23 protein-coding genes and 1 pseudogene are annotated in these 26,012 nt (G+C 74.9%); 8 read left to right on the top strand and 16 right to left on the bottom strand.

Going from position 1 to position 26,012, the window contains the following annotated elements; all coding sequences use genetic code 11:
* Nucleotides 1–31: 31 nt before the first annotated feature.
* Nucleotides 32–1,480 (top strand): serine hydrolase domain-containing protein, encoded by a 1,449-nt coding sequence (locus GL259_RS05240; RefSeq protein WP_159529615.1) that lies wholly within the window; start codon nucleotides 32–34, stop codon nucleotides 1,478–1,480.
* Here GL259_RS05240 and GL259_RS05235 read toward each other — a convergent pair.
* The 10 genes from GL259_RS05235 to GL259_RS05190 form a co-directional block, all read right to left on the bottom strand.
* Nucleotides 1,454–3,043, bottom strand: coding sequence for a serine/threonine-protein kinase (locus GL259_RS05235; protein WP_208026437.1), 1,590 nt, complete (start codon nucleotides 3,041–3,043; stop codon nucleotides 1,454–1,456). The two genes, GL259_RS05240 and GL259_RS05235, sit on opposite strands and share 27 nt — an antisense overlap.
* 164 nt (nucleotides 3,044–3,207) lie before the next feature.
* Nucleotides 3,208–4,167 carry a threonine/serine dehydratase gene (locus tag GL259_RS05230; RefSeq protein ID WP_159529611.1) on the bottom strand — a complete coding sequence of 320 codons (960 nt, stop codon included), beginning with the start codon at nucleotides 4,165–4,167 and terminating at the stop codon, nucleotides 3,208–3,210.
* Nucleotides 4,168–4,277: 110 nt separating this feature from the next.
* Nucleotides 4,278–5,303, bottom strand: a complete 1,026-nt coding sequence (locus GL259_RS05225) for a polyprenyl synthetase family protein (RefSeq protein ID WP_159529609.1) — start codon at nucleotides 5,301–5,303, stop codon at nucleotides 4,278–4,280.
* A complete protein-coding gene (locus GL259_RS05220) occupies nucleotides 5,300–6,352 on the bottom strand; it encodes a tetratricopeptide repeat protein (protein WP_159529607.1) in 1,053 nt (350 codons plus the stop codon). The genes GL259_RS05225 and GL259_RS05220 overlap by 4 nt, the downstream gene beginning before the upstream one ends.
* Nucleotides 6,353–6,549: 197 nt before the next feature.
* Nucleotides 6,550–7,227 carry an AIM24 family protein gene (locus tag GL259_RS05215; RefSeq protein WP_159529605.1) on the bottom strand — a complete coding sequence of 226 codons (678 nt, stop codon included), beginning with the start codon at nucleotides 7,225–7,227 and terminating at the stop codon, nucleotides 6,550–6,552.
* A 69-nt stretch (nucleotides 7,228–7,296) separates the two neighbouring features.
* Nucleotides 7,297–8,643: a CAP domain-containing protein gene (locus GL259_RS05210; protein WP_159529603.1), complete on the bottom strand. Its 1,347-nt coding sequence runs from the start codon at nucleotides 8,641–8,643 to the stop codon at nucleotides 7,297–7,299.
* Between the two features lie 83 nt (nucleotides 8,644–8,726).
* Nucleotides 8,727–9,938 carry a serine hydrolase domain-containing protein gene (locus GL259_RS05205; RefSeq protein WP_159529601.1) on the bottom strand — a complete coding sequence of 404 codons (1,212 nt, stop codon included), beginning with the start codon at nucleotides 9,936–9,938 and terminating at the stop codon, nucleotides 8,727–8,729.
* A gap of 312 nt (nucleotides 9,939–10,250) precedes the next feature.
* Nucleotides 10,251–10,604 carry a UBP-type zinc finger domain-containing protein gene (locus GL259_RS05200; protein ID WP_159529599.1) on the bottom strand — a complete coding sequence of 118 codons (354 nt, stop codon included), beginning with the start codon at nucleotides 10,602–10,604 and terminating at the stop codon, nucleotides 10,251–10,253.
* Nucleotides 10,601–12,064 carry an ATP-binding protein gene (locus tag GL259_RS05195; protein WP_159529597.1) on the bottom strand — a complete coding sequence of 488 codons (1,464 nt, stop codon included), beginning with the start codon at nucleotides 12,062–12,064 and terminating at the stop codon, nucleotides 10,601–10,603. The genes GL259_RS05200 and GL259_RS05195 overlap by 4 nt, the downstream gene beginning before the upstream one ends.
* Complete coding sequence (locus GL259_RS05190) at nucleotides 12,061–13,737, bottom strand: FAD-dependent oxidoreductase (RefSeq protein ID WP_159529595.1); 1,677 nt, start codon at nucleotides 13,735–13,737, stop codon at nucleotides 12,061–12,063. The genes GL259_RS05195 and GL259_RS05190 overlap by 4 nt, the downstream gene beginning before the upstream one ends.
* A 237-nt stretch (nucleotides 13,738–13,974) precedes the next feature.
* Between GL259_RS05190 and GL259_RS05185 the strand changes: the two genes are divergently transcribed.
* Nucleotides 13,975–14,847 (top strand): universal stress protein, encoded by an 873-nt coding sequence (locus GL259_RS05185; protein ID WP_159529593.1) that lies wholly within the window; start codon nucleotides 13,975–13,977, stop codon nucleotides 14,845–14,847.
* A gap of 13 nt (nucleotides 14,848–14,860) precedes the next feature.
* Here GL259_RS05185 and GL259_RS05180 read toward each other — a convergent pair.
* Together GL259_RS05180 and GL259_RS05175 are read right to left on the bottom strand one after the other, a co-directional pair.
* Nucleotides 14,861–16,092 (bottom strand): annotated as a pseudogene (locus GL259_RS05180) (DUF4032 domain-containing protein).
* Between the two features lie 52 nt (nucleotides 16,093–16,144).
* Nucleotides 16,145–16,891, bottom strand: coding sequence for an MBL fold metallo-hydrolase (locus tag GL259_RS05175; protein WP_159529590.1), 747 nt, complete (start codon nucleotides 16,889–16,891; stop codon nucleotides 16,145–16,147).
* 271 nt (nucleotides 16,892–17,162) lie between these two features.
* Here GL259_RS05175 and GL259_RS05170 point away from each other — a divergent pair, with 271 nt between their 5' ends.
* Entirely contained in the window at nucleotides 17,163–17,804 is a 642-nt protein-coding gene (locus tag GL259_RS05170; RefSeq protein WP_159529588.1) for a TetR/AcrR family transcriptional regulator, read from the top strand.
* Between the two features lie 17 nt (nucleotides 17,805–17,821).
* A complete protein-coding gene (locus GL259_RS05165) occupies nucleotides 17,822–19,495 on the top strand; it encodes an FAD-binding dehydrogenase (protein ID WP_159529586.1) in 1,674 nt (557 codons plus the stop codon).
* Between the two features lie 22 nt (nucleotides 19,496–19,517).
* On the opposite strand, the gene GL259_RS05160 is transcribed toward GL259_RS05165, so the two are convergent.
* Nucleotides 19,518–19,868 carry a DUF488 family protein gene (locus tag GL259_RS05160; protein ID WP_159529584.1) on the bottom strand — a complete coding sequence of 117 codons (351 nt, stop codon included), beginning with the start codon at nucleotides 19,866–19,868 and terminating at the stop codon, nucleotides 19,518–19,520.
* A 165-nt stretch (nucleotides 19,869–20,033) separates the two neighbouring features.
* Between GL259_RS05160 and GL259_RS05155 the strand changes: the two genes are divergently transcribed.
* Nucleotides 20,034–20,483 (top strand): DUF6098 family protein, encoded by a 450-nt coding sequence (locus GL259_RS05155; RefSeq protein WP_159529582.1) that lies wholly within the window; start codon nucleotides 20,034–20,036, stop codon nucleotides 20,481–20,483.
* 49 nt (nucleotides 20,484–20,532) lie between these two features.
* On the opposite strand, the gene GL259_RS05150 is transcribed toward GL259_RS05155, so the two are convergent.
* Together GL259_RS05150 and GL259_RS05145 are read right to left on the bottom strand one after the other, a co-directional pair.
* A complete protein-coding gene (locus GL259_RS05150; protein WP_159529580.1) occupies nucleotides 20,533–20,784 on the bottom strand; it encodes a WhiB family transcriptional regulator in 252 nt (83 codons plus the stop codon).
* A gap of 105 nt (nucleotides 20,785–20,889) precedes the next feature.
* Entirely contained in the window at nucleotides 20,890–22,110 is a 1,221-nt protein-coding gene (locus GL259_RS05145; RefSeq protein ID WP_159529578.1) for a saccharopine dehydrogenase C-terminal domain-containing protein, read from the bottom strand.
* Between the two features lie 138 nt (nucleotides 22,111–22,248).
* Here GL259_RS05145 and GL259_RS05140 point away from each other — a divergent pair, with 138 nt between their 5' ends.
* Complete coding sequence (locus GL259_RS05140) at nucleotides 22,249–22,968, top strand: TetR/AcrR family transcriptional regulator (protein WP_159529576.1); 720 nt, start codon at nucleotides 22,249–22,251, stop codon at nucleotides 22,966–22,968.
* A gap of 33 nt (nucleotides 22,969–23,001) precedes the next feature.
* Here the strand turns inward: GL259_RS05140 and GL259_RS05135 are convergent, their stop codons facing one another.
* A complete protein-coding gene (locus tag GL259_RS05135; protein ID WP_159538407.1) occupies nucleotides 23,002–23,898 on the bottom strand; it encodes a LysR family transcriptional regulator ArgP in 897 nt (298 codons plus the stop codon).
* A 70-nt stretch (nucleotides 23,899–23,968) separates the two neighbouring features.
* Between GL259_RS05135 and GL259_RS05130 the strand changes: the two genes are divergently transcribed.
* Both GL259_RS05130 and GL259_RS05125 read left to right on the top strand, forming a co-directional pair.
* Nucleotides 23,969–24,586: a LysE/ArgO family amino acid transporter gene (locus GL259_RS05130; protein WP_159529574.1), complete on the top strand. Its 618-nt coding sequence runs from the start codon at nucleotides 23,969–23,971 to the stop codon at nucleotides 24,584–24,586.
* 69 nt (nucleotides 24,587–24,655) lie between these two features.
* Nucleotides 24,656–25,978, top strand: a complete 1,323-nt coding sequence (locus tag GL259_RS05125; RefSeq protein ID WP_159529572.1) for an MFS transporter — start codon at nucleotides 24,656–24,658, stop codon at nucleotides 25,976–25,978.
* The last annotated feature ends 34 nt before the right edge of the window (nucleotides 25,979–26,012 follow it).

Raw genomic sequence — 26,012 nt, 5'->3', positions numbered from 1 at the left:
CGGGCGCCGGCGGACCGGGCAGGATCCCCGCATGACCGCCCGCCCGCTCCCCCTCGCCGCTCCGGCCGCCCGGGGCGTCGACGCCTCCGGCGTCCACGCCTTCCTCGACGCCCTCGAGGCCGCCCCGGACATCGAGCCGCACAGCCTGATGATCCTGCGCCACGGTCACCTCGTGGCCTCCGGCTGGTGGGCGCCGTACACCGCCTCACGCCCGCAGCTGCTCTACTCGCTCAGCAAGAGCTTCACGGCCACCGCGGCCGCCCTCGCCGAGGCCGAGGGACTGATCGACTTCGACGCCCCGGTGCTGTCGTACTTCCCGGAGTTCGAGGCCGACATCACCGACCCGCGCAGCCGGGCGATCCTGGTCCGGCACGTGGCGTCCATGGCCAGCGGCCACGAGGGCGAGACCGTCGACGAGGCGTACGCCACCGACCCCGCCGAGCCCGTGCGCGGGTTCCTGCTGCTGCCGCCGCAGCGCGATCCGGGCACCGTCTTCGCCTACAACCAGCCCAACACGTACACGCTCGCCGCGATCGTGCAGCGCGTCACCGGGCAGTCCCTCACCGCCTACCTGCGGCCGCGGCTGCTGGACCCGCTGGGCGTCGGCGAGGCGCTGTGGCTGCGGGACGGCACCGGCCGCGAGATCGGCTTCAGCGGGCTGCACGCCGCCACCGACGCCGTCGCCCGGCTCGGCCTGCTGTACCTGGACGACGGGGTCTGGCAGGGCCGGCGGCTGCTGCCCGAGGGATGGGTCGCCCGCGCCTCACGCCCGCACATACCGACCGCCGGGGCCATGGGGGAGCGGGACCGGCAGGACTGGGACCGGGGCTACGGCCACCAGTTCTGGATGTCCCGGCACGGCTACCGCGGCGACGGGGCGTACGGGCAGTTCTGCCTCGTGCTGCCCGAGCACGACGCGGTGATCGCCGCGACGGCGGCGACCGAGCGGATGCAGGACTACCTGGACCTGGTCTGGCGGCACCTCCTGCCCGCCTTCCGCCCCGGCCCGCTGCCCGGCCGGGAGGCCGCGGACGGCGCCCTGCGCGAGCGCCTCCAACGGCTCGCCCTGCCACCGGCCGAGGGCGGCCCGGTGCCGCCGGGACGGGCGGGGGACTGGTCCGCCGCCGTGTTCACCCCGTACGGCGGGGTCTGCGCCGACCAGCCGACCCTGACGGAGGTCAGGGTGACGGGGGGCGACGGCGACGACTGGACGCTGAGCCTCACGGACGCCCGCCACCGGCTCGACGCACGGTTCGGCGCGAAGGAGTGGGCCGTCACCGAGCAGCCCCTGCCGGCCGCCGTGAGCGGCGGCTGGGCCGACGCCGGCACCCTCGCCGTGGACGTGGTGTTCCTGGAGACGCCGCACCGCCTCCACGTCACGTGCTCCCTCACGGACCGGACCTTCACGGCCCGCTGGGGGACCCGTCCGCTGCACGGGCGGTCCCTGCTCGCCCTACGTGCCCCGCGCGGCGCGGTCTGAGGCCGGCCGGAACGTCCGCAGGACGGTCCGCAGCGCCTCCCGGCTCGCCGGTTCCTCCCAGCCGGCGGCCGGGGTCGTCCAGCGCAGCGAGAAGCCGCGTCCGCCGCCGAGGAGGAGGCCGCGGCCGAAGGTGCGCACCCGGCTGCCGCCGGCCTCGGCGTACCACTCCATGTCGGCGGCCTCGCGCCCCTGGTACGTCCTCGCGCGGATCGAACCGATCCGCTCGTAGCCGCCGGACCGCTCCAGGCGCGGCTCCACGTCGTCCCGCCACACGGCCACGGCGTCGGACCCCACGCGCTCGCTGTAGGTGACGGCGAGCGTGCGCGGATCCCCGTCCGCGCCGAAGGTGACGCGGTAGGCCAGATCGGCGGCGCGCGAGGTGTCCTGCCGCTCCCAGCCCTCGGGCAGCGCGACGGAGAAGCCCTCCGGCGCACGGTAGGTCCGGTAGCCGGGCGGGAGGTCCGCCGCGCCCGGGGACGACGGGGCGGGCGCGGACGGGGCCGGCGGCCGGGAGGCCCCCCGGTCGCCCGGCGCGGAGGCCGAGGCCGGCGGGGCCGTCGGCGCGGGGGCGGCGGAGCCGGCGCCGGGCAGCCCCCGCGCCGCGGCGAGCACGGCCACCGCCACGGTGACGACGGCCAGCGCGGTGCCGAGGACCGCCGTCCGTCCGCTCCGCCCCCGGCCGGCGGCCCGCCGGCCGGCGTGTCCGCCGCGCAGCCGGGGGCCCGGCACGGTCTCCGGGGCGGCCCCGGGGTCCTCGTCGAGCACACGGGTGAGCACCTCCCGGACCACCTGGCGGGTCAGCCGCTCCCGCGCGTCCTTGCGCAGCAGCCCCTGGACGACCCGGGTGAGCGGACCGGCCCGCACCGGAGTGCGCAGCGGCAGCCGGTCCACCCCCTTCAGCGTGGCTTCGGGCCGGCCCCGGTCACGGAACGGCGGACGCCCCTCGAGCATCGTGTAGAGGATCGCGCCCAGCGCCCACAGGTCCGCCGCCGGGCCGGTCCGCTCGTCGCGGGCCTGCTCCGGGGCGGCGTACGACGGTGCCGTGAGCCGGGGCGCGGGCGTCGAGCCGGCCAGTCCGTAACCGGTGACGACCACGGGGCCGCTCTCCCGCACGAACACCCGGCCGGGGCTGAGTTCCCCGTGGGTGATGCCCGCGGCGTGCGCGGCGTCCAGCACGTCGAGCAGCTCCAGCGCGATGCGGGCGGTCCGCACGTAGTTGAGGGTGCCCTGCTCGGCGAGGACCTCGCCGAGCGGTGTGCCGTCGATCCAGGCGGTGACGGTCCACAGCGAGCCGTCCTCGCCGACGGCGTCGACGACGGTGGCGATCCGGCCGGGACACAGCCGCGACACGCTCTCGGTCGTCCGCAGGATCCGGGAGGCGGCACGGCGCGCGGTGCCGCCCCCCGGGTCCTCCGGCAGCCCGGTCTGCGTGACCAGGCACGGGCGTCCCGTCTGCAGGTCGTCGGCGTACCAGCAGACGCTGTTGGTCTCGCGGTGGGTGATCTCGACCAGCCGGTACCGTCCGCCGACCGACCGGTGTGTGGAGACGTGCGCCCTGCCCATGGCCATCCCTCTTCGAAACCGCCGGTTCCCCCTTTCCCCAGAGGTACGGGGGACCGGACGGGGTCCGTTCAAGGGGAGATCCGGAAATTGCAGGTAACCGGCGGTAATGAGGAGAGGCGCGCGGCGGCGGCGCCGGGCGCGCCCGTCCGCGAGGGCGAGGACGCTCAGCGCAGCCCGAAGCGGTCCGCCCAGGCGATCACGTCCCCGGTGGTGGCGTTGCCCCCGCACACCACCAGCCCGAGCCGGGCCCCCTCGCCGACCCGCTCCAGCACCCGCCGCGCGGCGGGCAGCAGACAGCCGGCGGCCGGCTCCGCCCACACCTTGGCGTGGTCCGCGAGGTCGAGCGAGCCCCGCACCGCCTCCCGGTCCGGCACCACCAGCACCTCGGTGACCAGCTCGGAGACGTGCTCGTACGTCAGCCGCGAGACGGCCGGTGCGCTGAGCGTGGAGACGACCGACGACAGCGCGACCGGCACCGGGCCGCCCGCCGCCAGCGCCTCGGACATCGCCTGGGCGCCCTCGGTCTCCACGCCCCAGACCCGCACCCCGGGCCGCAGCGCCCGCAGCGCCACCGCCACGCCGGCGATCAGTCCGCCGCCCCCGATGCTCACCAGCACGTCGGTGAGGTCACCGGCGTCCGCGGCGAACTCCAGCCCCACGGTGCCCTGTCCGGCGATCACCACGGGGTCGTCGAAGGGGTGGACGAGGGTCAGCCCCTCCTGCCGGAGCCGCGTCGTCAGCGCGAACGCGCCGTCCATGTCGTCGGTCAGCCGCACCGACGCGCCGGAGGACTCCGCGATCTCCACGGCCCGGGCGGGCGCCGAACGCGGCATCACCACCGTGGCCTTCACGTCGAGGGCCGCGGCCATGACCGCGAGGGCGATCCCGTGGTTGCCGCCGCTGACCGCCACGACCCCGGCGGCCCGCTCGGCCCCGCTCAGCGACAGCAGCTTCGCCACCGCGCCCCGCACCTTGAACGAGCCGGTGCGCTGCAGCAGTTCCAGCTTCGCGGTGACCGGCACCCCGAGCAGCGCCGACAGCCCCGGGCTGTCCACGGTCGGGGTCCGCACCACGTGCCCGGCGATCCGCCCGGCCGCGTCCTCGATGTCGGCCATCCCGATCACGACTGCCGCCTCTCCGGCGCGGGGGACGTGATCCGCGCCGTGAGGAACCCTCACCCGGGAGGGCGGCCGAGGTCAACACCGTTCGCCCGGCCGCCGCGGAACCGGCCGGGTCACAGGTCCCGCCGGACCAGGAAGTCGAGCAGCGACCGCAGGTCGGCGGCCGCCCGGTCCTCCAGCGGTACGGCGGTGAGCGCGGCCTCGACGGCCGCGAGGTGACGGCGTGCCTCGGTGAGCGCCGCCGAGCGGCCGCCCGCCTCCTCGATCAGCGCGGCCGCCGCCCGCGGGTCCGCGCCCGACTCCAGGAGCGCGGCGAGGCGCGGGGCCGCCGGGGTCCGAAGCGCGACCAGGACCGGGAACGTCTTCTTCCGTTCGCGCAGATCGCCGTGCACCGGTTTGCCCGTGACCGCCGGGTCGCCCCAGACACCCAGGACGTCGTCGACGATCTGGAAGGCGACCCCGAGGTGCCGTCCCGCCCGGTCGAGTGCCGCGGACGTCTGTGCGGCGGCGCCGCCGAGCACGGAGCCCAGCGCCGCCGCGCACCCCAGCAGCGCCCCCGTCTTGCGCTCCGCCATGGCCCGGTACTCCTCCGGCCGCACCTGCTCTGGCCCCGTCCAGGGGCGGGCGGCGAACAGCAGGTCGTCGGCCTGCCCGCGCACCAGATCGCCCAGCGCGGCCGACAGCGTCCGGACGGCCGCGGGGCCGCCGGGGCGGGCGGCGAGGGTCTCGACGGCCAGCGCGAACAGGGCGTCGCCCGCCAGGACCGCGGGCCCGGTGCCGTAGGCCTTCCACACGGCCGGGCGGCGGCGCCTGGCCGCGTCGCCGTCCATGACGTCGTCGTGCAGCAGGGAGAAGGTGTGCACCAGTTCCACGGCGACCGCGGCGGCCACCCCGGCCCGTCCGGGCGCGCCGGCCGCCTCGGCGCCGAGCACGGCCAGCGCCTGCCGTACGCCCTTGCCGCCGGAGGCCGCGGCCGGGGCGCCTCCCACCTCGCACCAGCCGAACGCGTACGCCGCCATCTCGCCGACCCAGGGGTGCAGCCGCCCCACGGCCTCGGTCAGCGCGGGCCGCACCAACGCCCGGCAGCGGTCGAGGACCTGGGGGGCGAGGGCCGGCGCGGTGGAGTCGAGCGCCGTCACCGGGCGGCCCCTGCCGCCGTGCCGGCGCCCACGCCGAGCTCCTCCTGGGCCCGCGCGACCATGTCCCGGGCGTGCCTGAGGCCGATCCCCTCCAGCGTCCTTGCCAGATCGGCCAGTTCGGCGGCCGTCTCGCGGCGGTCGCGGCCCAGGCGGGCCAGCGACTTGGCCAGGCCCAGCCGGGAGAGCGCCTCCCCGCGCGGTTCGCCCATGGCGCGGAACTCCTCGAGCGCCCGCTCGTACCACGTGCGCGCCTCGGCGTGACGCCCGGCGCGGTACAGGACGTTGCCGCGCATCTTGTGGTTGTAGGCCAGCGCGCCGGACAGCCTCATGGCGCGGCACGTCGCCTCCGCCTCGGAGAGCAGAGCGAGCGCGCGCCCGGTGTCGCCGTCCCGCACGGACACCACGTCGGCCAGTCCGCGCAGCGCCCAGGCGTGACCGCGCCGGTCCTCGGCCCGGGCGGCGATGTCCGCGGCCTCCTCGAACAGGGCGTACGCGGTGTCGTACGCGCCGGTGTTGCGGTGCATCTGCGCGATGCCCTCCAGCGCCCAGACGGTGTGCCGGGCCTCACCGCGCCGCCTGGCCTCGGCCAGGAGCTGCTCGTGCAGCCGGCCGACCGCCTCGTAGTCGCCCTGGATCCGGCCGGTCTCCGCCAGCCCGGCGAGGGAGTAGCCCCGTACGACGACGTCCCCGCCCTGCTCGCCGAGTCCGGCCGCGAGGCCGAGCAGACGGCGGGCCAGCGGGAACGCGCCGCGCTGCCGGGCGAGGGTGCCGCCGCTCCACAGTGCCCAGGCCATCGCCGCCACGTCCCCGGCCGCACGGGCCGCGCGGTAACTCGCCTTCCACGCCCGGTCGGCCTCCTCGACCCGTCCCAGCCGGCGGTGCGCCTCGGCCACCGCGAGTCCGGAGCGCGCCGCCTCGCCGTGCCTGCCCTCGCGCTCGGCCGCTCTCAGCTGCTCGGTACCGGCGGCCAGCACATCGGTCAGGGAGGAGTTCACCGACAGGGTGGTGAGGGCGCCCTGGTATTCCGGGGCGAATGCCTTGCCGTACATCGAAGCCTTTCGGTCCGTCCGGACGCCCGCCGCTGTACATCACGTGTATACAACACGCGTATACATGGTGTGTATACACACCGTGCAGAGAGGGCCGGAAAAGAGCCCCGGCCCAGGGGCCGGGGCGTCGCCTGTTGCCGGTCAAGACGTCGGCGGAACCGGACGGGTTGCCTCCGAGGCGCAGATCACACCGGCGGTCAGTGCTGCTGCGCCTTCTGCGGCGTCGCCTCGCTGGGGCGCACCACGACATGGCCCTCGCCCCGCAGCACCAGCTGCACCGCCTCGCCCGACCCGCCGCGCAGCATCGAGCCGAGCGACTGCGAACGGTGCAGCGAGGTCGCCAGGCCCGCGGTCCAGCCGACGATCGCGTCCGTGTCCACGTACACCGGACACTGCGGCGAGACCGGGATGACCAGCGGATCGCCCTCGCAGACCAGCCCCAGCCGGCCGTGCCCGGTGAAGACGCTGTTGAACAGGCCGCCGCCGGTGATGCCGGCGCCCTTCACGGTCGCGATGCGGTACGACAACGTGGAGTCGAAGCACAGGACGTTGCGTCCGTTGACGGTGAACTCGTCGCCGGGGTCGACCTCGACGATGAAGCAGTTCTGCGCCTCGTGCGCGAACCAGGCCTCGCCCTGTCCGCGCACCGTCATGAGCGGCAGGCCCTCGCCGGTCACCGCGCGCTTGAGCATGCCGCCCACGCCCTGGCCCTTGCGCTCGAACTGCAGATCACCGCGGTAGGCGACCATCGCGCCCTGCCGGGCGAGCATCTCGCCGTTCACCGCGTACCTGAGGCACTTGGCGTTCTCCACCGTCATGCCCGGGGCCGTGGCGGGTTGCACCATGTGCCGACTCGAAAACAGGTCACCCTTCATGGAGGCATCCTCGCGCGGAGTCCGTCCCTTCGCCACCATCGCGGAAGGCCGCGCACGGTTGAGGCTCCGTCAGGCGCCGAAGAGCTGGGTCCAGTAGGTGCCCGCCCGGCCTCCGCCGGCCAAGCCGACGCCGATGTGGGTGAAGTCCGGCTTGAGGATGTTGGCGCGGTGACCGGGACTGTTCATCCACCCCCTGACCACCTCGGCGGGCGAGCGCTGGCCGCAGGCGATGTTCTCGCCGATGGTCCGTCGCGCGGAGCCCGCCGCCGCGGCCCGGTCCCAGGGCCTGCTGCCGTCGGGCGCGGTGTGGGAGTAGAAGTCGCGGGCCACCATGTCGGCGCTGTGCGCCTGCGCGGCCGCCGCCAGCAGGGGGTCGCGGGACAGGGGCGGCAGTCCGGCGCGCGTGCGCTCCCGGTTGGTGAGGCCGACGACCTCGGCGGCCGTCCGGTCCAGGCCGTCCGGGGTGAGCGGACTGGCCCACACCGCCGTCCAGTAGGTGTCACCGGAGGGACCGCCGCCGGCGTGGGCGAGACCCGCGTGGGTGAAGGCGGGGTCGTGCAGGGTGCGGCGGGGCGGCTCGTTGCGCAGGCAGTAGGAGACGAACTCGGCGGGGGTGCGCGGCCCCGAGACCAGGTGCTCGCCCACGGTGAGATACGGGTATCCGGCGGCGATGACGCGCTGGTAGACGGAGACGCCGTCCCGGCTCTCGACGCCGAGGCGCCCTCCCGCCGCCATGGCCGCGGCGTGCGCCCGCGCCGCGGACACCAGCCGGGCGTCGAGCCCGACCGGAGGGGAACCGGCCATCGAACGGGCGGAGTTGACCAGCCCGAGGAAGCCGTCCGGGCCGGGGGAGGGGCCGGGCCCCGGGCCCACCGGCCGCGCGCGGTCGGCCGGTCCGGGGGCCGCGGGGGGCACCGGGGCGGCGGCCACGGGCTCGTCGTCCGCGACGTCCACGCCGAAGTCCCGGGCCAGCCCGGCCAGTCCGTCGGCGTACCCCTGACCCAGCGCGCGCAGCTTCCACACCTCGCCGCGCCGGTAGATCTCCGCGAGGAGCAGGACCGTCTCCCGCCCGGGACGCGGCGGTGAGAACCGGGCCAGCGGGCGGCCGCGGACGTCGGTGACCCGGAGCGTGGGGGAGGGCAGCTCGCTCAGGGGCGTGCCCGGCTCGGTGGGGCTGACCACCACCGTGACCCGGGTGGCGCCGGGGCGCAGTGCCCGCGGGTCGACGGTGAGCGTGTCCCCGGTCAGGCGGGCTCCCGGCGCGGACGGCTGGTTGTAGAACACGAAGTCGCCGTCGTCCCGGACCGTGCCGCCGTCGTCCGTGATCAGCGCGGACACGTCGAAGGGGCCGGGCACCCGGACGGTCAGGGCACCGCCCGGCAGGGGCAGGTTGCCGCCGGGGACCAACTCGCTCATGGCACCGCCCTGCTGTCGTCGTCCGGACCGGTGGGGGTGTCCGGACAACGACCGGCCGGGAGCGCGGGTTCCCGGCCGGTCGCTCAGTCCGGGACCCGCCCCGCGGTGACGTCCTCGTGCCGCCGGACGGGCGCCCCGGCACGCCGCACCGCCGGCCGCTTCCCGCAGAACGCGGACTCCAGCGTGCGCAGCATCGTGCGCATCACCGCCGCGTTGTTGGAGGTGGTGGCCAGCGCCGTGAGGCTGCGCCGGCCGTCCTCGGAGGCGAACGCGTACGTGTAGTAGCCCTGGACGGCGCCGGTGTGCCCGTACACCGACACGCCGCACGACAGGTCGCGGCGCCGCAGCCCGAGCCCGTACGCCTGGCCGGTGCCGGACGGCACCCAGTGCCGCATCCGGGCCAGGCCCGCGGCGGAGGTCAGCCGCCCGGCGAGCAGTGCCGAGAGGAAGGTGTTGACGTCCCGGGCGCTGGAGACGACGGCGCCCGCGCTCTGGGCCCAGGACACGGTCTGCTCGGTGGCGTCGACGAGGGCGGCCCCGTCCGCGTCCGGGGTGAGGTGGCCACGGGCGTGGCGGCCGGGGATCGCGGTGCGGGGGTGCGGGTAGAAGGTGTCGCGCAGCCCCAGCGGGGCGATGATCCGGTTCCGGTACTCCGTGGCGAGGGAGTGACCGGTCAGCTTCCTGATGAGCATCCCGGCGACGACGAAGTTGGTGTTGGAGTAGCGGTGGGCGCCGCCGGGCCGGGTGGTCGGGGGGTGCCGCAGCGACAGCCGCACCAGCTCCCGGAGGGTGAACGTCCGGGTGCGGACCGCCTCGAAGCCCGGCACGGTCCGCGCGAACATCTCGTCGGTGTGGTCGTGCAGACCGCTGCGGTGGCTCAGCAGATGGCGCACGGTGACGCGCTCGTCCGGCAGCAGCCCGGGCAGGTGGCGGCCGACCGGCGAGTCGAGCTCCAGCCTGCCCTCGTCGACGAGTTGCAGCAGCACCGTGGCGGTCATCGTCTTGGTGACGCTGCCGATGCGGAAGCGGTCGGCGGTGGAGATCGCCCGGCCGGTGCCCGGGTCGGCGACGCCGACGGCCGCCCGGTGGACGGCGCCGTGGTCGTCGAGCCGGGCCAGGGCGCCGGGCGCGCCCTGCGACCGCGCCGTGCGCAGCACGTCCGTGAGGCCGGCCGGATCGGGCGCGGGCAGCACGGTGTCCCGCGCCGGGGGAGCGGCATGCGCCGGGACCGCCAGGAGGAACAGCACGGCCGCCGCTGCCGCGGCACCCCTGCGCGTCGTCGCCGCCGAGACCATCCCGCTCTTCTCCCGCCTTCGCCGGTGCCGGAGAGCGGAACAGTACTGCCGCGAGAGCGTCTCACCGCGGTCATCCGGAGGCGGACGGCGGGTGTGTCGCGGGCGCGCGGACGACGGCGGCCGTCCCCCGGCCCCGGTGGCGCGGGGCCGGGGGACGGCCGCCGGTGACAGGGGTCGGCGCCGACCGACCCGACCGACCCGATCGGCCCCGGCCCGGAGCCCGGCGGCCGGAACCGCGGGCGGAGCGTCAGGCGCCGCCGACGGCCGGACCCGCGCGTCCGCCTCCGTGACGACGGCGCCGGGCGCCGGACCTCAGCGCCGCAGCGTCTCGGCCCAGTTCGCCGGGACCCTCCCCGCCGGGCCCGGGGCCGGCTGGTCCGCCGGACGGCTGACCGGCGGCGCCAGCTCGGGACCGGACTCGTACAGCTCACCGGTGGCGTAGTTCCAGAACCAGTCCTCGCCGGGCTCGTAGCTGCGGATCACGGGATGCCCCGTCGCCTCGTGGTGCGCGGTGGCGTGCCGGCCCGGCGAGCTGTCGCAGCAGCCGACGTGGCCGCACTGCGCGCAGCGCCGCAGATGGAACCACCAGCCCCCGGCGGCGTCGCAGTCGGCGCACCCCGCGCCGCTCGGCGGGACGCTCGGGTCGATGGCGTGGTCGCTGGTCATGCCTGCTCCTCGGGGCTGTCGTCGGGGGACCGCGCGGTGAGCGGAAGGAGCACCTGGAAGCGGGTGTCGCCCGGCTCGGACGTGAACCGCAGGGTGCCGCGGTGCTTGTTGACCACGATCCGCCAGGAGATGTCCAGGCCGAGCCCGGTGCCCTCGCCCACCGGCTTGGTGGTGAAGAAAGGGTCGAAGACGCGGTCGCGGATCTCCGGCGGGATCCCGGTCCCGGTGTCGCGGAACTCCACCAGCAGCCGGTCGTGGTCGCGCGCGGTGCGCACGGTCAGGGTGCCGCCGTCGCCTCCCGCGCCGTCGATGGCGGAGACCGCGTTGTCGATCAGGTTCGTCCACACCTGGTTGAGCTCCGCCGGATACGCCGGGATCCTCGGCAGCGTGCGGTCGTACTCCTTCACGACCTGGATCCGCTGCCCGATCTTGCCCGACAGCATCAGCAGGGTGCTGTCGAGGAGTTCGTGCACGTCGGCCACCTGGTAGGGGGCGCGGTCGAGCTGGGAGTACTGCTTGGCGGCGTCGACCAGGTGGGAGATGCGGGTCGTGGCGTCCTCGATCTCGTCCATCAGCAGCTCGGTCTCGACCGTGTAGTTGAGCCAGCCGACCGCGCCGGGCAGGAGATCCTCGTCCACGGCGGCGACGACCTGGTCCAGCCAGTCCGCGTCGAGCCCGGCCTGCACGAAGGTGGGGGCGATCCGCCAGCCCTCGGCGATGCCGTGGTCGTCGAGCCAGTCGGAGAGGACGTCCTCGCGGTCCGCCGCCTCGAGGGGACTGAGCGAGGGGGCCTTGGCGACCCGTTCGGCCGTGCGCTCCTGGATCTCGATCAGGTTCGCCAGCGTCTCCGGCTCGTACGTGCCCGTCGAGATCACCCGCAGTTTGTGCCGCATCTTGGCCACGCGCTCCCGCAGGGTCGCGGTCGCCCGCACGGCCGCCGCGGCCGGGTTGTTGAGCTCGTGCGTCAGCCCGGCCGACAACGAGCCGAGCGCCAGCAGCCGTTCCCGCTGCCCGATGGCCCGCTGGGTGTTCTTCGAACCGAAGAACAGCCCCTCCAGCAGATGGACCGCCATCGGGAACCACTCCTGCATGATGCCCGCGAACGTGTCCGCGGGCAGCACGAAGAACCGCGTCGGCTCGGTCACCCGCATCGAGTTGTTGTAGACCTGCGGCACCCGGTCCCCGAGGTACGCCTGCATGGCACCCGCGTACACCCCGCGCTGGGACGTCCGGTTGACCTCGACGTCGTCCCCGCCGACCCGGCGGGACAGCACGACGGTGCCCTCCAGCATCACGTAGAAGCACGTGGCCGGATCGCCCTCCGCGTACACCGGACCGGGCTCGAACCGCTCCACCCGCCCCTCGGCGCACAGTCGTCCGAGCTGCTCCGGGGCGAGCTTCTCGAACAGGAACAGCGAACCGATCTCCTGCGGGCTGCAGGGCATCGGCCGCCCGCTCACGACTGCTCCAGGTACCGGTGGACGAGCATCACGGCCATGGCTCCCTCTCCGACGGCGGACGCGACCCGTTTCGCGGACTCCGCGCGCGCGTCGCCCGCCACGAACACGCCCGGAATGCTGGTCTCCAGGTGGTACGGCGGCCGGTCCAGCTCCCAGCCCGCGGGCGGCCGGCCGTCGGGGGTGAGGTCCGGTCCGGCGAGGATGAACCCGCCGGCGTCCCGCAGCACCGTCCCGTCGAGCCAGTCCGTCAGCGGGGCCGCGCCGATGAACACGAACATCCACTGCGCGTCGACGGACTCCGTCTCGCCGCTCCCGACGTCCCGCAGCGTCAGCCGTTCCAGACGGCCGTCACCGTGCGCGGACTCCACGACCGTGCCGGTGCGCACGAAGATGTTGGGGGCCTCGTCGATCTGCTGGATCAGGTAGTACGACATCGACGCCGTCAGGGACTCGCCACGCACCAGCAGCGTCACCGACTTGGCGCCCCGGGCCAGGTACATGGCCGCCTGCCCGGCGGAGTTGGCGCCGCCCACGATGTGGACGTCCTGCCCCTGGCAGGAGGCCGCCTCGGTGAGCGCCGACCCGTAGAACACCCCGCAGCCGATCAGGTCGTCGCAGCCCGGTGCCGTCAGCTGCCGGTACGACACGCCGGTCGCGAGGATCACGCTGTGCGCGGCCACCGACGAGCCGTCCGAGAACCGTACGACCCGTGCGGACCCGTTGACCTCCAGTCCCGTCACCTCGCGCGCGGTGAGGATCTCGGCGCCGAACCGCGCCGCCTGCCGCCGCGCCCGCTCGGTGAGCTGCGCGCCGGACACCCCGTCGGGGAAGCCGAGGTAGTTCTCGATCCGGGAGCTCTGCCCGGCCTGCCCCCCCGTGGCCGACCGCTCCACCAGCACGGTCCGCAGCCCCTCCGAGGCGCCGTAGACCGCCGCGCCCAGCCCGGCCGGTCCGCCGCCGATCACCACCAGGTCGTAGAAGTCGGCCGTCGGTGTCGTCGCCAGCCCCACGTGCGCGGCGAGGTCCACGGGCTCGGGCTCCACCAGCGCCGTCCCCTCCGGGGTGATCACCACCGGCAGCCGCAGGCCGTCCTCGCCCGCGGCCGTCAGCAGCCGCCGGCCCTCCGGTTCGTCGGAGGAGTACCAGCGGTACGGCACCTGGTTGCGGGCCAGGAACTCGCGCACCTCCGAGGAGCGCGCCGACCAGCGGTGCCCGACCAGCTTGGTGCTGGGCACGGGCCGGTGGTCGCTGCGCCGCCACGCCTCGAGGAGGTCGTCGAGGACCGGGTAGAGCTTCTCCTCGGGCGGGTCCCACGGCTTGAGCAGGTAGTGGTCCAGGTCGACCACGTTGATCGCGTCGATCGCCGCGCCCGTGTCCGCGTACGCGGTCAGCAGCACCCGCCGCGCGCCCGGGTACACGTCCAGGGCCTGCTCGAGGAACTCGATGCCGTTCATCCGCGGCATCCGGTAGTCGGCGAGGATCACCGCGACGAGGTCCCCGCGCAGCTTCAGCTCGCGCAGCGCGTCCAGCGCGGACTCGCCGGACTCCGCGCGCACGATCCGGTACGACGCCCCGTAGCGCCGCCTCAGGTCCCGGGCCACGGCGCGGGAGACGCCCGGGTCGTCGTCCACGGTCATGATGACGGTCCGCGCCGCGTCGGCGGCCTGTGCCATGCGTCCCCCACGTGGAGCGGTCGGAATCCCGGCACGGCGGCCTTCCGGGTGCGACCGCGGCCGCCGCGCCGACCAGGCCCATCGTATGTTCGATCGCGCCGGTCCGCTCGGGTATGCGCGAGCCGCACGCGGGGCGCGGGCAGACGGGCGGCCTCGCCCGCTCCTGTGCGAGGGCCGTGGCGGTGGTGTGGGGGAGACTGGTGCGCGCTGAGTGGACACGACACCGGGAGGAACCGCATGACGCGCCCGATCACCGCAGGGATCGACGGAACCGAGGAGAGCCTCGCCGCGCTGGCCTGGGCGGCGCGGGAGGCGGTGCGCCGCGGGCTGCCGCTGCGGGTGGTGCACGCCTGGCGGTTCCAGGCGCACGACGCGGTGGACACGGGTGACGCCGCCACGCAGGAGCGGTGGGCGCGCGAGTCGGCCGGCGGGGCGGCCCGCACCGTCGCCGAACGGCACCGGGGTCTCGCCGTGACGACGGACGTCCTCGAGGGCGACCCCGTCGAGACCCTGGTCGGTGTCGCGGCGGACGCCGAGATGCTGGTGCTCGGCTCGCGCGGGCACGGGCGGATCATGGGCTTCCTGGTCGGCTCGGTCGGCCAGCAGGTGATCGTCGAGGCCCGGCGGCCGGTGGTGTTCGTCCGGGCCGGGGACCAGCCGTCGAGCGAGGTCGCCGGGCGCGAGATCGTCGTCGGCCAGCACGGCGACCCGGAGGACAGCGCCGCCGCGCTCGGCTTCGCCTTCGAGACCGCCGCACGGCGCGGGGCCACCGTCCGCGCCGTGCGCGCCTGGACCCTGCCGCCGATGTTCGCCTACAGCTCCGCCTCGCTCCAGATGCTCGACGAGGCCGGCGGGCTGGAGCCGTACGAGCAGAAGGCCCTCGCGGCGGCGCTCGCGCCCTGGCGGGAGCGCCACCCGGACGTGCACGTGGTCGAGCACGTGGAGATGGGCAGCGCCGGCCAGGTGCTGCTGTCGGTGGCCGGCACGGCCCAGCTGATGGTCGTCGGGCGCCGCGCCCACCGCACGGCCGTCGGCGCCCGGATCGGCTCGGTGGCCCACGGGGTGCTGCACCACGCGGACTGCCCGGTGGCCGTGGTGCCGCAGGCCTGAGGCCGGCCCCGCCTCAGTCGGTCGCGGGCTGCAGCGTGTCCCGGGCCTTCGGCAGGATGTTCCTGATGTAGTCCTCGACCGCCGTGTCCAGACCGATGTCGTGCTGGGCCCGCTCGGAGAGGTACCAGCGGTGCTCCAGGAGCTCGTGGTAGATCTCCGCCGGGTCCATCGCGCCGCGCAGCTCCGGCGGGACGGCGCGCACGGTGGGGCGGAACACCTCCCGCACCCAGCGGTGGGCGAGGACCTCGGGGCGGGCCCCGGGGATTCGCCCGGGGCGTAGTCGTCCTGGGTGGCCATCCAGCTCTCCAGGTCGCTCAGCAGCCGCCGCGCCTGGTTCTCCTCGGCGTCCAGCCCGGTCAGGCGCAGCAGCTGCCGCTGGTGGTGACCGGCGTCGACGACCTTGGGGACGAAGGTGACCGTGTCGCCGTTGGAGGCGTGCTCGATCTGCATCTCGGCCACGTCGAAACCGAGTTCGTTCAGGCGGCGGATGCGGCGCTCGATGTAGTGGTACTTACCCGCCGGGTAGACGGAGGTGCGGGTCAGCTCCTCCCACAGGCCCTGGTAGCGGGAGCAGATCTCGGTGCCGAAGTCGATCGGGTCGACCGACGGGTGCAGCGCGCCCGAGGCCTCCAGGTCCAGCAGCTCGCCGCTGATGTTGACGCGGGCCAGCTCGAGGTCGTACTGGCGCTGACCGGTGCTCAGTTCCGGGTGCAGGTCGCCGGTCTCGGCGTCCACCAGGTAGGCGGCGTAGGCGCCCGCGTCGCGCCGGAACAGCGTGTTGGACAGCGAGCAGTCGCCCCAGGCGAACCCGGCGAGGTGCAGCCGCACCAGCAGCACCGCGAGCGCGTCCATCAGGCGGTGCATGGTGGCCGGCCGCAGCGTCGTCTCGAACATCGACCGGTACGGCATCGAACCGCCGAGGTGCCGGGTGACCAGGACGCTCTCCAGCGGCTCCCCGGCGCGGTCGGTGCGGCCGGTGACCACGGCGAGCGGGTCCACCGCGGGAATGCCGATCCGGTCCAGGTCGCGCAGCAGTTCGTACTCGCGCAGCGCGGGCCGCTGGGCGAGCTCCTTGACCGCGATCACCTCGTCGCCGGCGCGGGCGTAGCGCACCACGTGCCGGGAGATGCCGCGCGGCAGCGGCACCAGGTACTCCTCCGGCCACTCCTCCAGCGGCAGGTGCCACGGCAGTGCCAACAGGAGCGCGGGGTGCTCCGGGTTGGTGGCGTTGATCTGCAGTGCCATGGCGGGTGTGTCCTCTTCTCCTGGGCGGTTCCCGGGCGGTCGTCACCTCACCCTATTGCGCGCGTTCCCGGGCCAGCCGGGCGGCGTCCCGGACGGACCCCTCGTACAGCGGGCCGTGCCCGGGCAGCAGCAGGCCGCCGTCCAGTTCGGCCAGGACGTCCAGTGAGGCCACGGCGGTGGCGCGCTCGTGGTGGAACATGTCCGTCAGCATCTGCGGCCCCTCGACCCGCGAGGTGGGGTGGCCGCTCACCAGGGCGTCGCCCGACACCACCGCTCCGATGTGCGGCAGGTGGAACGCGCAGTGCCCGGCGGTGTGGCCGGGCGTGTGCACGGGCACGGGCCGGCCGGGCAGGTCCAGCGGACCCGGCTCCGGGAACGCCTCGGGCGCCGTGACCGCCACGTCCGCCGTCCCGCCGGAGCGCAGGGCGTGCGCCGCCCAGGGCAGCACGCCCGGCCGCCAGCCGTTGCGCAGCACCTGCCCGACGGTCACCTGGTGCAGGAAGTCCCGCCGGGCGTGCGGGACTTCCGCCTTGTGGGCGTACACGGGAGTGCCGTACGCGGCGCTCAGGTACTCGGCGGATCCCAGGTGGTCGCTGTGGGCGTGGGTGATCAGCACGGCCGCCACCGCCTCCGGTGAACTCCCCACCTCGGCCAGGGAGGCGAGCAGCCCCTCGCGGTCGCCGGGGTAGCCGGTGTCGATCAGCGTGACGGCGTCCCCCTCGCTGAGGATCACCCAGTTGGTGTTCGTGCCGTGCACCAGATAGGTGCCCTCCGCCACGTGCCGCACATCCGCCCGCATGGTCGCCCCGCTTCCCTCGTCCCGGTTCCCGGCACCAGGAAAGCAGGTCGGGAGGACGGCGGAGGCGGCGGGCCGGATCCCGGCGGCTCCGGACGGCCGGTGCCCGCCGGTCGCTCCGTGCCCGCGCCCGTCGCCGCCCCCGCCCGGAGGCGCGGCCCGGTGCGGGGGAGCGGGGCGGCGAAGTTCCACCGCTCCAGGATCTTCGGATACGCCGGTGTATCGGATACGTTCCCGTATCGAACGCAGGAACCGGGAGGACGGAGGGGCGGACGTGGCGGCGGACGGCACGACCGGGCGCGTGACCGGGCGCCGTGCCCGCACGCGCGCGAACCTGCTCGGGGCGGCGTTCTCCGTGTTCGCGGCCAAGGGGTTCGGGCACGTCTCGATCGAGGAGGTCTGCGAGGCCGCCGGCTACACCCGGGGCGCCTTCTACTCCAACTTCGCCGGCCTGGACGAGCTGTTCTTCGCCCTGTACGCGGAGCGCGCCGAGCTGATCGCGGATCAGGTCTCCGCGGCCCTGGCCGCGGACGGCCCCGACCTCGACGTGCCCGCCGCCGTGGACCGGGTCACCGAGGCGCTGCTGCTCGACCGGGACTGGCTGCTGGTCAAGACGGACTTCCTGGTGCACGCCGCCCGCGACCCGGACGTGGCGCGCACACTGCTGGAGCACCGGGCCCGGCTGCGGCGGACCGTCGCGGACCGGCTGGCCAGGGCCCGCGGGCACACCGAACTGCCCGCCGTGCTGGGCGACGCGGACGGCGCCGCGCACGCCGTGGTCGCCGCGTACGACGGCGTCACCACCCGACTGCTGCTGGACCGGGACGTCGCGGGCGCCCGCGCCTGGCTGAAACAACTGCTGACCGCGCTGCTCACCGACGGCAGTGCCGAGCCGGCCGCGCACGGGCGCGGATGAGGAAGGGACCTCTCGCCATGGATGCGGACGTCATCGTCGTCGGAGCGGGCCTCGCGGGCCTGGTCGCGGCCCACGAACTGACCAGCAGGGGCCGCAGGGTCGCCCTGGTCGACCAGGAGAACGCCGCCAACCTCGGCGGCCAGGCCTTCTGGTCCTTCGGCGGGCTGTTCCTCGTCGGCTCCCCGGAGCAGCGGCGCCTGGGCATCAAGGACTCCTTCGACCTGGCCTGGAGCGACTGGCGCGGCAGCGCGGGCTTCGACCGGCTGGACGACGAGGACAGCTGGGGGGTGCGCTGGGCGCGGGCCTACGTCGAGTGGGCGGCGGGGGAGAAGAGGTCCTGGCTGGAAGGGCACGGCATCGGGTTCCTGCCCACGGTCGGCTGGGCCGAGCGCGGCGACCTCCGCGCGGACGGGCACGGCAACACCGTGCCCCGCTTCCACATCGCCTGGGGCACCGGAACCGGTGTCGTCGAACCCTTCGTCCGGTACGCCCGGCAGGCCGCGCGCGACGGACTGCTCACCTTCCACCACCGCCACCGGGTCGACGAACTGGTCGTCGAGGACGGCGCCGCGCGCGGGGTGCGCGGCGCCGTGCTGGCCGAGGACGACGCACCGCGCGGTGTCGCCTCCGGCCGCGAGGCGGTCGGCGAGTTCGAGCTCACCGCCCAGGCCGTGATCGTCGCCAGCGGCGGCATCGGCGCCGACCACGACATCGTCCGCCGCCACTGGCCCGAACGGCTCGGCACCCCGCCCCGCGAGATGGTCACGGGCGTCCCGGCCTACGTCGACGGGCGGATGCTCGACATCAGCGCCCGCGCGGGCGCGCGGCTGGTCAACCGGGACCGCATGTGGCACTACACCGAGGGCCTGCACAACTGGGACCCGATCTGGCCCGGGCACGGCATCCGCATCCTGCCCGGACCGTCCGCGATGTGGTTCGACGCGCTCGGCCGCCGCCTGCCCGAGCCCTGCCTGCCCGGCTACGACACCCTCGGCACGCTGAAGCACCTGCGCACCACCGAGGACATCGCCGGGTACGACCACTCCTGGTTCGTCCTCACCCGGAAGATCATCGAGAAGGAGTTCGCGCTGTCGGGCTCCGAGCAGAACCCCGACATCACCGCCAAGGACCGGGTCGGGTTCCTGCGCGAACGGGTCCTGGGCAAGGGCGCCCCCGGACCGGTGGACGCGTTCCTGCGCAACGGCGCGGACTTCGTGACCGCCCCCACCCTGGAGCAGCTGGTCGAGAGGATGAACGCGCTCACCGACGAGCCCCTGCTCGACGCGGCCGGCCTCCGCCGCCAGATCGAGGCCCGGGACCTCCAGATGGGCAACGCGTACAGCAAGGACGCCCAGGTGCAGGGCATCCGCAACGCCCGCCGCTACCCCGGCGACCGCCTCGGCCGCGTCGCCGCGCCGCACCGCCTCCTCGACCCGGCGGCCGGCCCGCTGATCGGGGTCAAGCTGCACGTCCTCACCCGCAAGACCCTCGGCGGCATCCAGACCGATCTCGACTCCCGCGCGCTCGGCGCCGACGGCCGGCCGGTCGAAGGGCTGTACGCGGCCGGCGAGGTCGCGGGCTTCGGCGGCGGCGGCGTCCACGGCTACAACGCCCTCGAGGGCACCTTCCTCGGCGGCTGCCTCTTCTCCGGCCGCGCGGCGGGGCGGGCGGCGGCCGGACAGACGGCGTAGGGAACGCGGTGCGGCCCGCCCCTCAGTCCTCGAGGAGGCGGGCCAGTACCCCGGCGTGGCTGCGCTCCGGTGTCCTGGACGCGGTCAGCAGCGTCACGGGACCCTTCCCGGCGAGCTCGCGCACCCGCTCCAGCAGCCCGGCGGCCTCGGGAGCGGCCAGCTCCGCCTCGTAACGCTCGCGGAACTCCTCGTACGATCCCTCGCCCGCGTGGTACCAGCGGCGCAGCCCGGTCGACGGGGTCAGGCCCTTGGGCCACTCGTCGACCCGCGCCGCGTCCTTCGACACGCCGCGCGGCCACAACCGGTCGACCAGGACGCGGACCCCGTCGTCCGGCTCGGGCGGTTCGTGGACACGGCGCACGCGCACGCTCATGATCGGCCCCTTCCGGTGGTGTCCGGCGAGCGTACTGCCGTGCGCCGGGACCGGCACGGCGGGCACCGCCCGGGGCCGGACCCCGACGCGTGCGGGCGGAGGACCCGGTTCCGATCGTGTCGGGCGGGTACTACGTCCGCCTGACGTCGTGGAGGGAGGTCATCCATGAGTGCATCGGACGATCTGCCGGTGGTGGAGTCGCTCGCCGAGCTCACGGCACGGGTCGAGCGCGACCGGGGCCTGTACGTGCGCTGGTCCCGGGGGCCCGCGACCGACCTGCGCTCCGTGTCCAGCAAGGACGACCTGACCGGAGTGGCCATGCCGGGGCTGTCCGCCAACCCCCTCGACGTCGAGGAGTGGTGGAGGGACCGCCCGGTGGAACTGTGGGTGGCCCGCAGGCTGCACGACTACGCGCACCTGCCGCACGAGAAGGGCCACGGCGTACGCCCCTGGGTGCTCAAGGGCCGGGAGGCCGGCCGCGGCCCCGACAACGAGCCGCTGGTCACCGACGTCCGGCCGCTGTGCTGGATCGACCTCGGCGTGATCGACGAGGCGCAGACGCAAGTGGCCCGCCAGGAACAGCCCTGGGGGCCACTGCGCCGGACCGGCCGCTGATCGCCGGAGGGGCCGCGGCCGGCCGCCGTCGCACCGGGGTGGAGGAGGGTCAGCCGGAGCCGCGCCGTGCGGCGGCGCGCCGCTTGAGCACACGCCGTTCCGTCTCGCTCGTGCCGCCCCACACCCCGATGGACTGACTCGTGTCCAGCGCCCACTGCAGACACTGCTCCTGCACGGGGCAGCGGCGGCACACGGCCTTGGCCTGCTCCGTCTGCAGCAGGGCCGGTCCGGAGGTGCCGATCGGGAAGAAGAGGTCCGGGTCCTCGGTCCTGCAGGCCGCACGGTTTCGCCAGTTGTCCATCGAAAAGTCACCTGCGATCGGAGTGGATGTGCACCCTTTGGATGCCTTGCTCCTCATCGGGTCACCTGTCGGCTCACGGCGAAACAGCGGAACGGTTGCGAGGTGTCACTGCTCGCGCATGCCCCAGGGTGAGCCGTAGGCGGTCAGCAGGTCCAGGAACGGCTTCGCCGGGAACGCCTCCGGGCCGAGGACCCCGGTGCCGGACCAGGCGCCGGTGGCGAGCAGTTCGAGGGCCACGACCGGATTGACGGCGGTCTGCCAGACCACGGCCTGGCAGCCGTACTCCGCCATGGACCACTCGTTGTCGACCACGTGGTACAGGTACACCTCCCGCGGCGCCCCGTCCTTCACGCCCCGCACCCAGGTGCCGGCGCAGGTCTTGCCGCGCATCCGGTCGCCCAGTGCCGCCGGGTCGGGCAGACAGGCGGCGACCACGTCCCGGGGCGAGACCTCCACCGGGCCCGCGGGGCCGGGCACGGTCACCGGTTCGGTGCGGTCCAGGCCCAGCAGGTGCAGCGTCCGGAGGGTGTCGACGAACTCCCGGCCCAGGCCGTACTTGAAGGTGACGCGGCGCGCGTCGACCCAGCGCGGGACGAGCAGCACCTCCTCGTGCTCGACGTTCACGCACTCCACCGGGCCGATGCCCTCGGGGAAGTCGAAGACCTCCGGCTCGCTGAAGGGCTCGGTGGTGAACCAGCCGCGCCCCGCCTCGTACACCACGGGCGGGTTCAGGCACTCCTCGATGGTGGTCCAGATGCTGAAGGACGGCGCGAAGCCGTAGCCGTCCACCGTGAGGTTCGCGCCGTCGCGGACGCCGATCTCCTCGATGCCGTCGAAGAGTTCGTCGGCGGCGTACCGGGCGAAGACGTCCGACAGACCGGGCTCCACCCCCATGCCGACCAGCGCCAGCGCGCCCGCCCCGGCCCACCGGTCGGCCTGCGCGAACTGCTCGTCGCCGAGCTTGACCCCGCACTCCTCGTACGGCCGCTCGGGGTGCGGCCGGGACAGGGACATCGCCATGTCGACATAGGTGGCGCCGGCGACGCGCGCGGCACCGAACAGCGGCATCACGAACCGGGGATCGGTGGCGTTGAGCAGGACGTCGCAGCCGTGCCGCTCGAGCAGCGCGGTCACCTGCGCCTCGTCGCCGGCGTCCACGCGTTCGGCGCGGAAGCGGGCGCCGTCCCCGCCGAGGGCCGCGACCGCCGCCCCGGCCCGGGCCGGGGCGCGGTCGGCCACGACCATCAGGTCGAAGAACGGCCGCCGGGCCGCGATCCGGGTGACGGCGGTTCCCACTCCACCCGCTCCCACGAGCAGTACACGCATGACGAAGCACTCCCTTTCTCCTCGGGTCCGTCCTCGTGGACGGCGGATGTGTCGGGGGCCCCTGGCCGGAGATACAACGCCCCGCGCCGACGTAAGGTCAATGGCGTTGGCATAAGACCCCGGCGGAAGGAGACGGCGATGCCGAAACCCGTGGTCCCCGAGGAGCGGCGCCGGCGCCGCCGGCCCACCAGGAGCGGCCGCGTCCTGTCCGAGACGCTGATCGTCGAGACCGCGCTGCGGCTGCTGCGCGAGCACGGCGGCGCGGGGCTGACCGCCCGTCGTCTGGGCCTCGCCCTGGACTGCGACCCGAGCACCCTGTACCGCTACTTCCGCGGGATGGACGAGCTGATCCTCGCCCTCGGTGACGCGCTCATCGGCCGGGCGCTGCACGGCTGGCGCCCCACGGGACGGTGGCGCGCCGACCTGCGGGCCGTCGGGCTGCGCATCCACACGGCCTACCTGTCCCACCCGCAGGCGGCGGTCCTCACCGCGAGCCGCGTCTCCGGCCGCGCGAACGAACTGGCGGCCGACGAGGCGGTGCTCGACGTGCTCCGCTCCGCGGGCTTCCCCCTGCCGGAGACGGTCCGCGTCTACCACGCCTTCATCGACACCACCCTGGCCTTCGCCGCCCTCGACGCCGCGTCCCTGGCCCTGCCCAGCGCCTCGCGGCGGGCCGACGAGGACATGTGGCGCTCGACCTACGCCCGCCTCCCCGCCGCCACCCACCCCCGCATCGCCGAAGCGGCCCCGCTCCTGGCCGCCCGGATGGTCACCAGTGCCTACCCGACGGCGTTGGACATGCTCCTGGACAGCGCCGAGGCCCGGCTCGGACCGCACGCGACCCCCGGTCCGGCCTGATCCGCCCCGGTCCGCCCCGGTCCGAACGAGGGTTCAGCCCCGCAGGGCCTCCCGCGCCGCCGCCGCGACCGTGCCGGCCACCGTCGCCAGGGCGGGGGAGTCGAGCTTCCACTGCTGCCAGTGCAGGGGGACGTCGACCGCGCGGTCCGGGGCGAAGACCGTGAGGCGGCCGGTGCGCAGGAGCGGGCCGGCCTGGGCCTCGGGGACCATGCCCCAGCCCAGGCCCGCGGCGACGGACTCGACGAAGCCCTCCGACGTCGGGACGTAGTGACGCAGCGGGCCCGCCTCGGCACGTCCGCGGGTGAGCCGGCGGACGAAGCCGTCCTGGAAGTCGTCCTTCCGGTCGAACACCACCACGGGCGCGGGCGGCAGCACCTCCCGCAGCGGCCCGGCGAGATGCCGTGCGGCGAACCCCGGTTCCGCCACGGGGAGATAGCGCATCCGCCCCAGGTACCGCACGGAGCACCCCGGCACCGCGTCCGGCGACGAGGTCACCGCGGCCATCACCGTCCCCTCCCGCAGCAGGGCCGCCGTGTGGGCCTCGTCCTCCCGGCGCAGTTCGAAGCAGAGCCGCGCCTCGGGCGGCACACGGGTCAGGGCCCCGAGGAACCAGGTCGCCAGCGAGTCCGCGTTCACCGCCACCGACACCCGGGTCGGCTCCCCGGCCCCGCTCAGCCCCAGCTCGGCGTACGCGTCCCGTTCCAGCCGGGCCACCTGGCGGGCCAGCCGCACCAGCACCTCGCCCGACCCGGTCGGGCGCACCGGTCTGGTGCGCAGCAGCAGCACCCGCCCCGTGCGCTGTTCCAGCGCCTTCACCCGCTGGCTCACCGCCGAGGGCGTCACGTGGAGGGCGGCGGCCGCCGCTTCGAACGTCCCCTCGTCCACCACCGCGAGCAGGGTCCGCACCTGGTCCAGGGGAAGATCCGTCATCACGAGGGCTAAGGGTACGTAAGAATCCTTAGCTGTACTGCACGGTGGTGCGGCCCGTAGCGTCCTCGTCGTGAACAGCACCCTCACCACCGCCGCCGCCGGTTTCGGCACCGGCCTCTCCCTCATCGTCGCCATCGGCGCCCAGAACGCCTTCGTGCTGCGCCAGGGCATCCGCCGCGACGCCGTGCTCGCCGTCGTCGGCATCTGCGCGCTGTCCGACGCGGCGCTCATCGCCCTGGGCGTCGGCGGGGTCGGCGCGGTGGTCGTGGCGTGGCCCGGCGCGCTGACGGCGGTCGGCTGGATCGGCGGCGCGTTCCTGCTCGGCTACGGCGCCCTGGCCGCCCGCCGGGTCGTCCGGCCGGCCGGGACCGGGCTGGAGGCGGAGGGCGAGTCCGCGCGGTCGCGCCGCCGGGCCGTGCTCACCTGCCTCGCGATGACCTGGCTCAATCCGCACGTCTACCTCGACACGGTGTTCCTGCTGGGCTCGGTCGCCGCCGACCACGGCCCGCTGCGCTGGACCTTCGGCCTCGGCGCGGTGCTGGCCAGCGTCTGCTGGTTCGCCGCGCTCGGGTTCGGCGCCCGTCTGCTGAGCCGTTTCCTGGCCCGGCCGGCCGCCTGGCGCGTCCTGGACGCCCTGGTCGCCACCACCATGATCGTCCTCGGTGTCACCCTCATCGCCGGGAGCTGAGCCGGCCCGGAACCCGGGGCGGGAATCCGGGAGCGCCCGGTGCTGCGACACTGAGCCCCGACCAGGAAGATGCATAAACCAACCAGGACGGTCGTGGACATCAGCGAGAGCAGTACCGAACCCCGGGCGGACGGCCCGGAGCCCCGGACACCCCCGCGCCGCGGATGGCGCCGCTGGGCGATGGACACCCGCCCCCTGCGCCGCCCGGCCTACCGCCGCCTGTGGGCGTCCACCGCCGTCACGGCGGTCGGCAGCCAGCTCACGGCGGTCGCCGTGCCCAAGCAGATCTACGACATCACCGGCTCCTCCGCCTGGGTCGGCGCCGCGAGCCTGGCCGGGCTGCTGCCGCTGGTGGTCTTCGCGCTGTGGGGCGGGGCGATCGCCGACAGCATGGACCGCCGCAAACTGCTGCTGATCACCAACAGCGGAATCGCCGTCACCTCGCTGCTGTTCTGGCTCCAGGCCGTCACCGGTCTGGAGTCGGTGGCCGTGCTGATGCTCCTGCTCGCCCTCCAGCAGGCGTTCTGGGGACTGAACGCGCCCGCCCGCAGCGCCTCCATCGCCCGGCTGGTGCCCGTGGACGAACTGCCCGCCGCCAACGCCCTCGGCTCCACCGTCATGCAGACCGGCCAGATCGCCGGACCCCTGCTCGCCGGGGCGCTCATCCCCGTCGTCGGCCTGCCCGAGCTGTACCTCGTCGACGCCCTGGCCCTGTGCGTCACGGTGTGGGCGGTGTACCGCCTGCCCGCCCTGCCGCCCCTGACGGCGGCGAAGGCCGGGAGCGCGGGCCTGCGCGGGATCGTGGAGGGCTTCCGCTACATATCCGGACACGCGGTCCTGCTGCTGTCCTTCCTCGCCGACATCGTCGCCATGGTCCTCGGCATGCCCCGCGCCCTGTTCCCGCAGCTCGCCTCCGAGACCTTCGCCCCGTACGGCGAGGGCTTCGCGCTGGGGCTGCTGTTCGCCGCGATCCCCGTCGGCGCGGTGGTCGGCGGACTGTTCTCCGGCGCGTACTCCCGGGTCCGTCGGCACGGCTGGATGGTCATCGGGGCGGTGGTGGTCTGGGGCATCGCCGTCACGGGGTTCGGACTGAGCGACAGCCTGTGGCTCGCGGTGGCCTTCCTCGCCGTCGCCGGGGTCGCCGACATGGTCTCGATGGTGTTCCGCGGGGCGATCCTGCTGTCCGCCGCGACCGACGAGATGCGCGGCCGGATGCAGGGCGTCTTCACCGTCGTCGTGGCGGGCGGCCCCCGGCTCGCCGACGTCCTGCACGGCACGGCGGGCTCGGCCTTCGGCCCCCGGACGGCCGTGGCCGGCGGCGGGATCCTGGTCGTCGTCGTGATGCTCGCCCTGGCCGCCGCGGTGCCGGCGCTGCGCCGCCACCGGGTGTGAGACCGGCCCGGGGACCGGCCGGTGCGCGCCGCCG

Origin of the sequence: Streptomyces sp. Tu 3180, assembly GCF_009852415.1 — a bacterium.
Taxonomy (GTDB): domain Bacteria; phylum Actinomycetota; class Actinomycetes; order Streptomycetales; family Streptomycetaceae; genus Streptomyces.
Note: the sequence above shows the minus strand (reverse complement) of the source record. Positions and strands in the feature narration are given on the sequence as shown.

Excerpts from the sequence above, each read along its gene's own strand:
- GL259_RS05165 (WP_159529586.1), top strand. The coding sequence starts at position 17,822 with ATGGATGCGGACGTCATCGTCGTCGGAGCGGGCCTCGCGGGCCTGGTC.
- GL259_RS05235 (WP_208026437.1), bottom strand. The coding sequence starts at position 3,043 with ATGGGCAGGGCGCACGTCTCCACACACCGGTCGGTCGGCGGACGGTAC.
- GL259_RS05210 (WP_159529603.1), bottom strand. The coding sequence starts at position 8,643 with ATGAGCGAGTTGGTCCCCGGCGGCAACCTGCCCCTGCCGGGCGGTGCC.
- GL259_RS05160 (WP_159529584.1), bottom strand. The coding sequence starts at position 19,868 with ATGAGCGTGCGCGTGCGCCGTGTCCACGAACCGCCCGAGCCGGACGAC.
- GL259_RS05175 (WP_159529590.1), bottom strand. The coding sequence starts at position 16,891 with ATGCGGGCGGATGTGCGGCACGTGGCGGAGGGCACCTATCTGGTGCAC.
- GL259_RS05185 (WP_159529593.1), top strand. The coding sequence starts at position 13,975 with ATGACGCGCCCGATCACCGCAGGGATCGACGGAACCGAGGAGAGCCTC.
- GL259_RS05125 (WP_159529572.1), top strand. The coding sequence starts at position 24,656 with ATGCATAAACCAACCAGGACGGTCGTGGACATCAGCGAGAGCAGTACC.
- GL259_RS05240 (WP_159529615.1), top strand. The coding sequence starts at position 32 with ATGACCGCCCGCCCGCTCCCCCTCGCCGCTCCGGCCGCCCGGGGCGTC.
- GL259_RS05220 (WP_159529607.1), bottom strand. The coding sequence starts at position 6,352 with ATGTACGGCAAGGCATTCGCCCCGGAATACCAGGGCGCCCTCACCACC.
- GL259_RS05205 (WP_159529601.1), bottom strand. The coding sequence starts at position 9,938 with ATGGTCTCGGCGGCGACGACGCGCAGGGGTGCCGCGGCAGCGGCGGCC.
- GL259_RS05150 (WP_159529580.1), bottom strand. The coding sequence starts at position 20,784 with ATGGACAACTGGCGAAACCGTGCGGCCTGCAGGACCGAGGACCCGGAC.
- GL259_RS05135 (WP_159538407.1), bottom strand. The coding sequence starts at position 23,898 with ATGACGGATCTTCCCCTGGACCAGGTGCGGACCCTGCTCGCGGTGGTG.
- GL259_RS05155 (WP_159529582.1), top strand. The coding sequence starts at position 20,034 with ATGAGTGCATCGGACGATCTGCCGGTGGTGGAGTCGCTCGCCGAGCTC.
- GL259_RS05190 (WP_159529595.1), bottom strand. The coding sequence starts at position 13,737 with ATGGCACAGGCCGCCGACGCGGCGCGGACCGTCATCATGACCGTGGAC.
- GL259_RS05200 (WP_159529599.1), bottom strand. The coding sequence starts at position 10,604 with ATGACCAGCGACCACGCCATCGACCCGAGCGTCCCGCCGAGCGGCGCG.
- GL259_RS05145 (WP_159529578.1), bottom strand. The coding sequence starts at position 22,110 with ATGCGTGTACTGCTCGTGGGAGCGGGTGGAGTGGGAACCGCCGTCACC.
- GL259_RS05140 (WP_159529576.1), top strand. The coding sequence starts at position 22,249 with ATGCCGAAACCCGTGGTCCCCGAGGAGCGGCGCCGGCGCCGCCGGCCC.
- GL259_RS05215 (WP_159529605.1), bottom strand. The coding sequence starts at position 7,227 with ATGAAGGGTGACCTGTTTTCGAGTCGGCACATGGTGCAACCCGCCACG.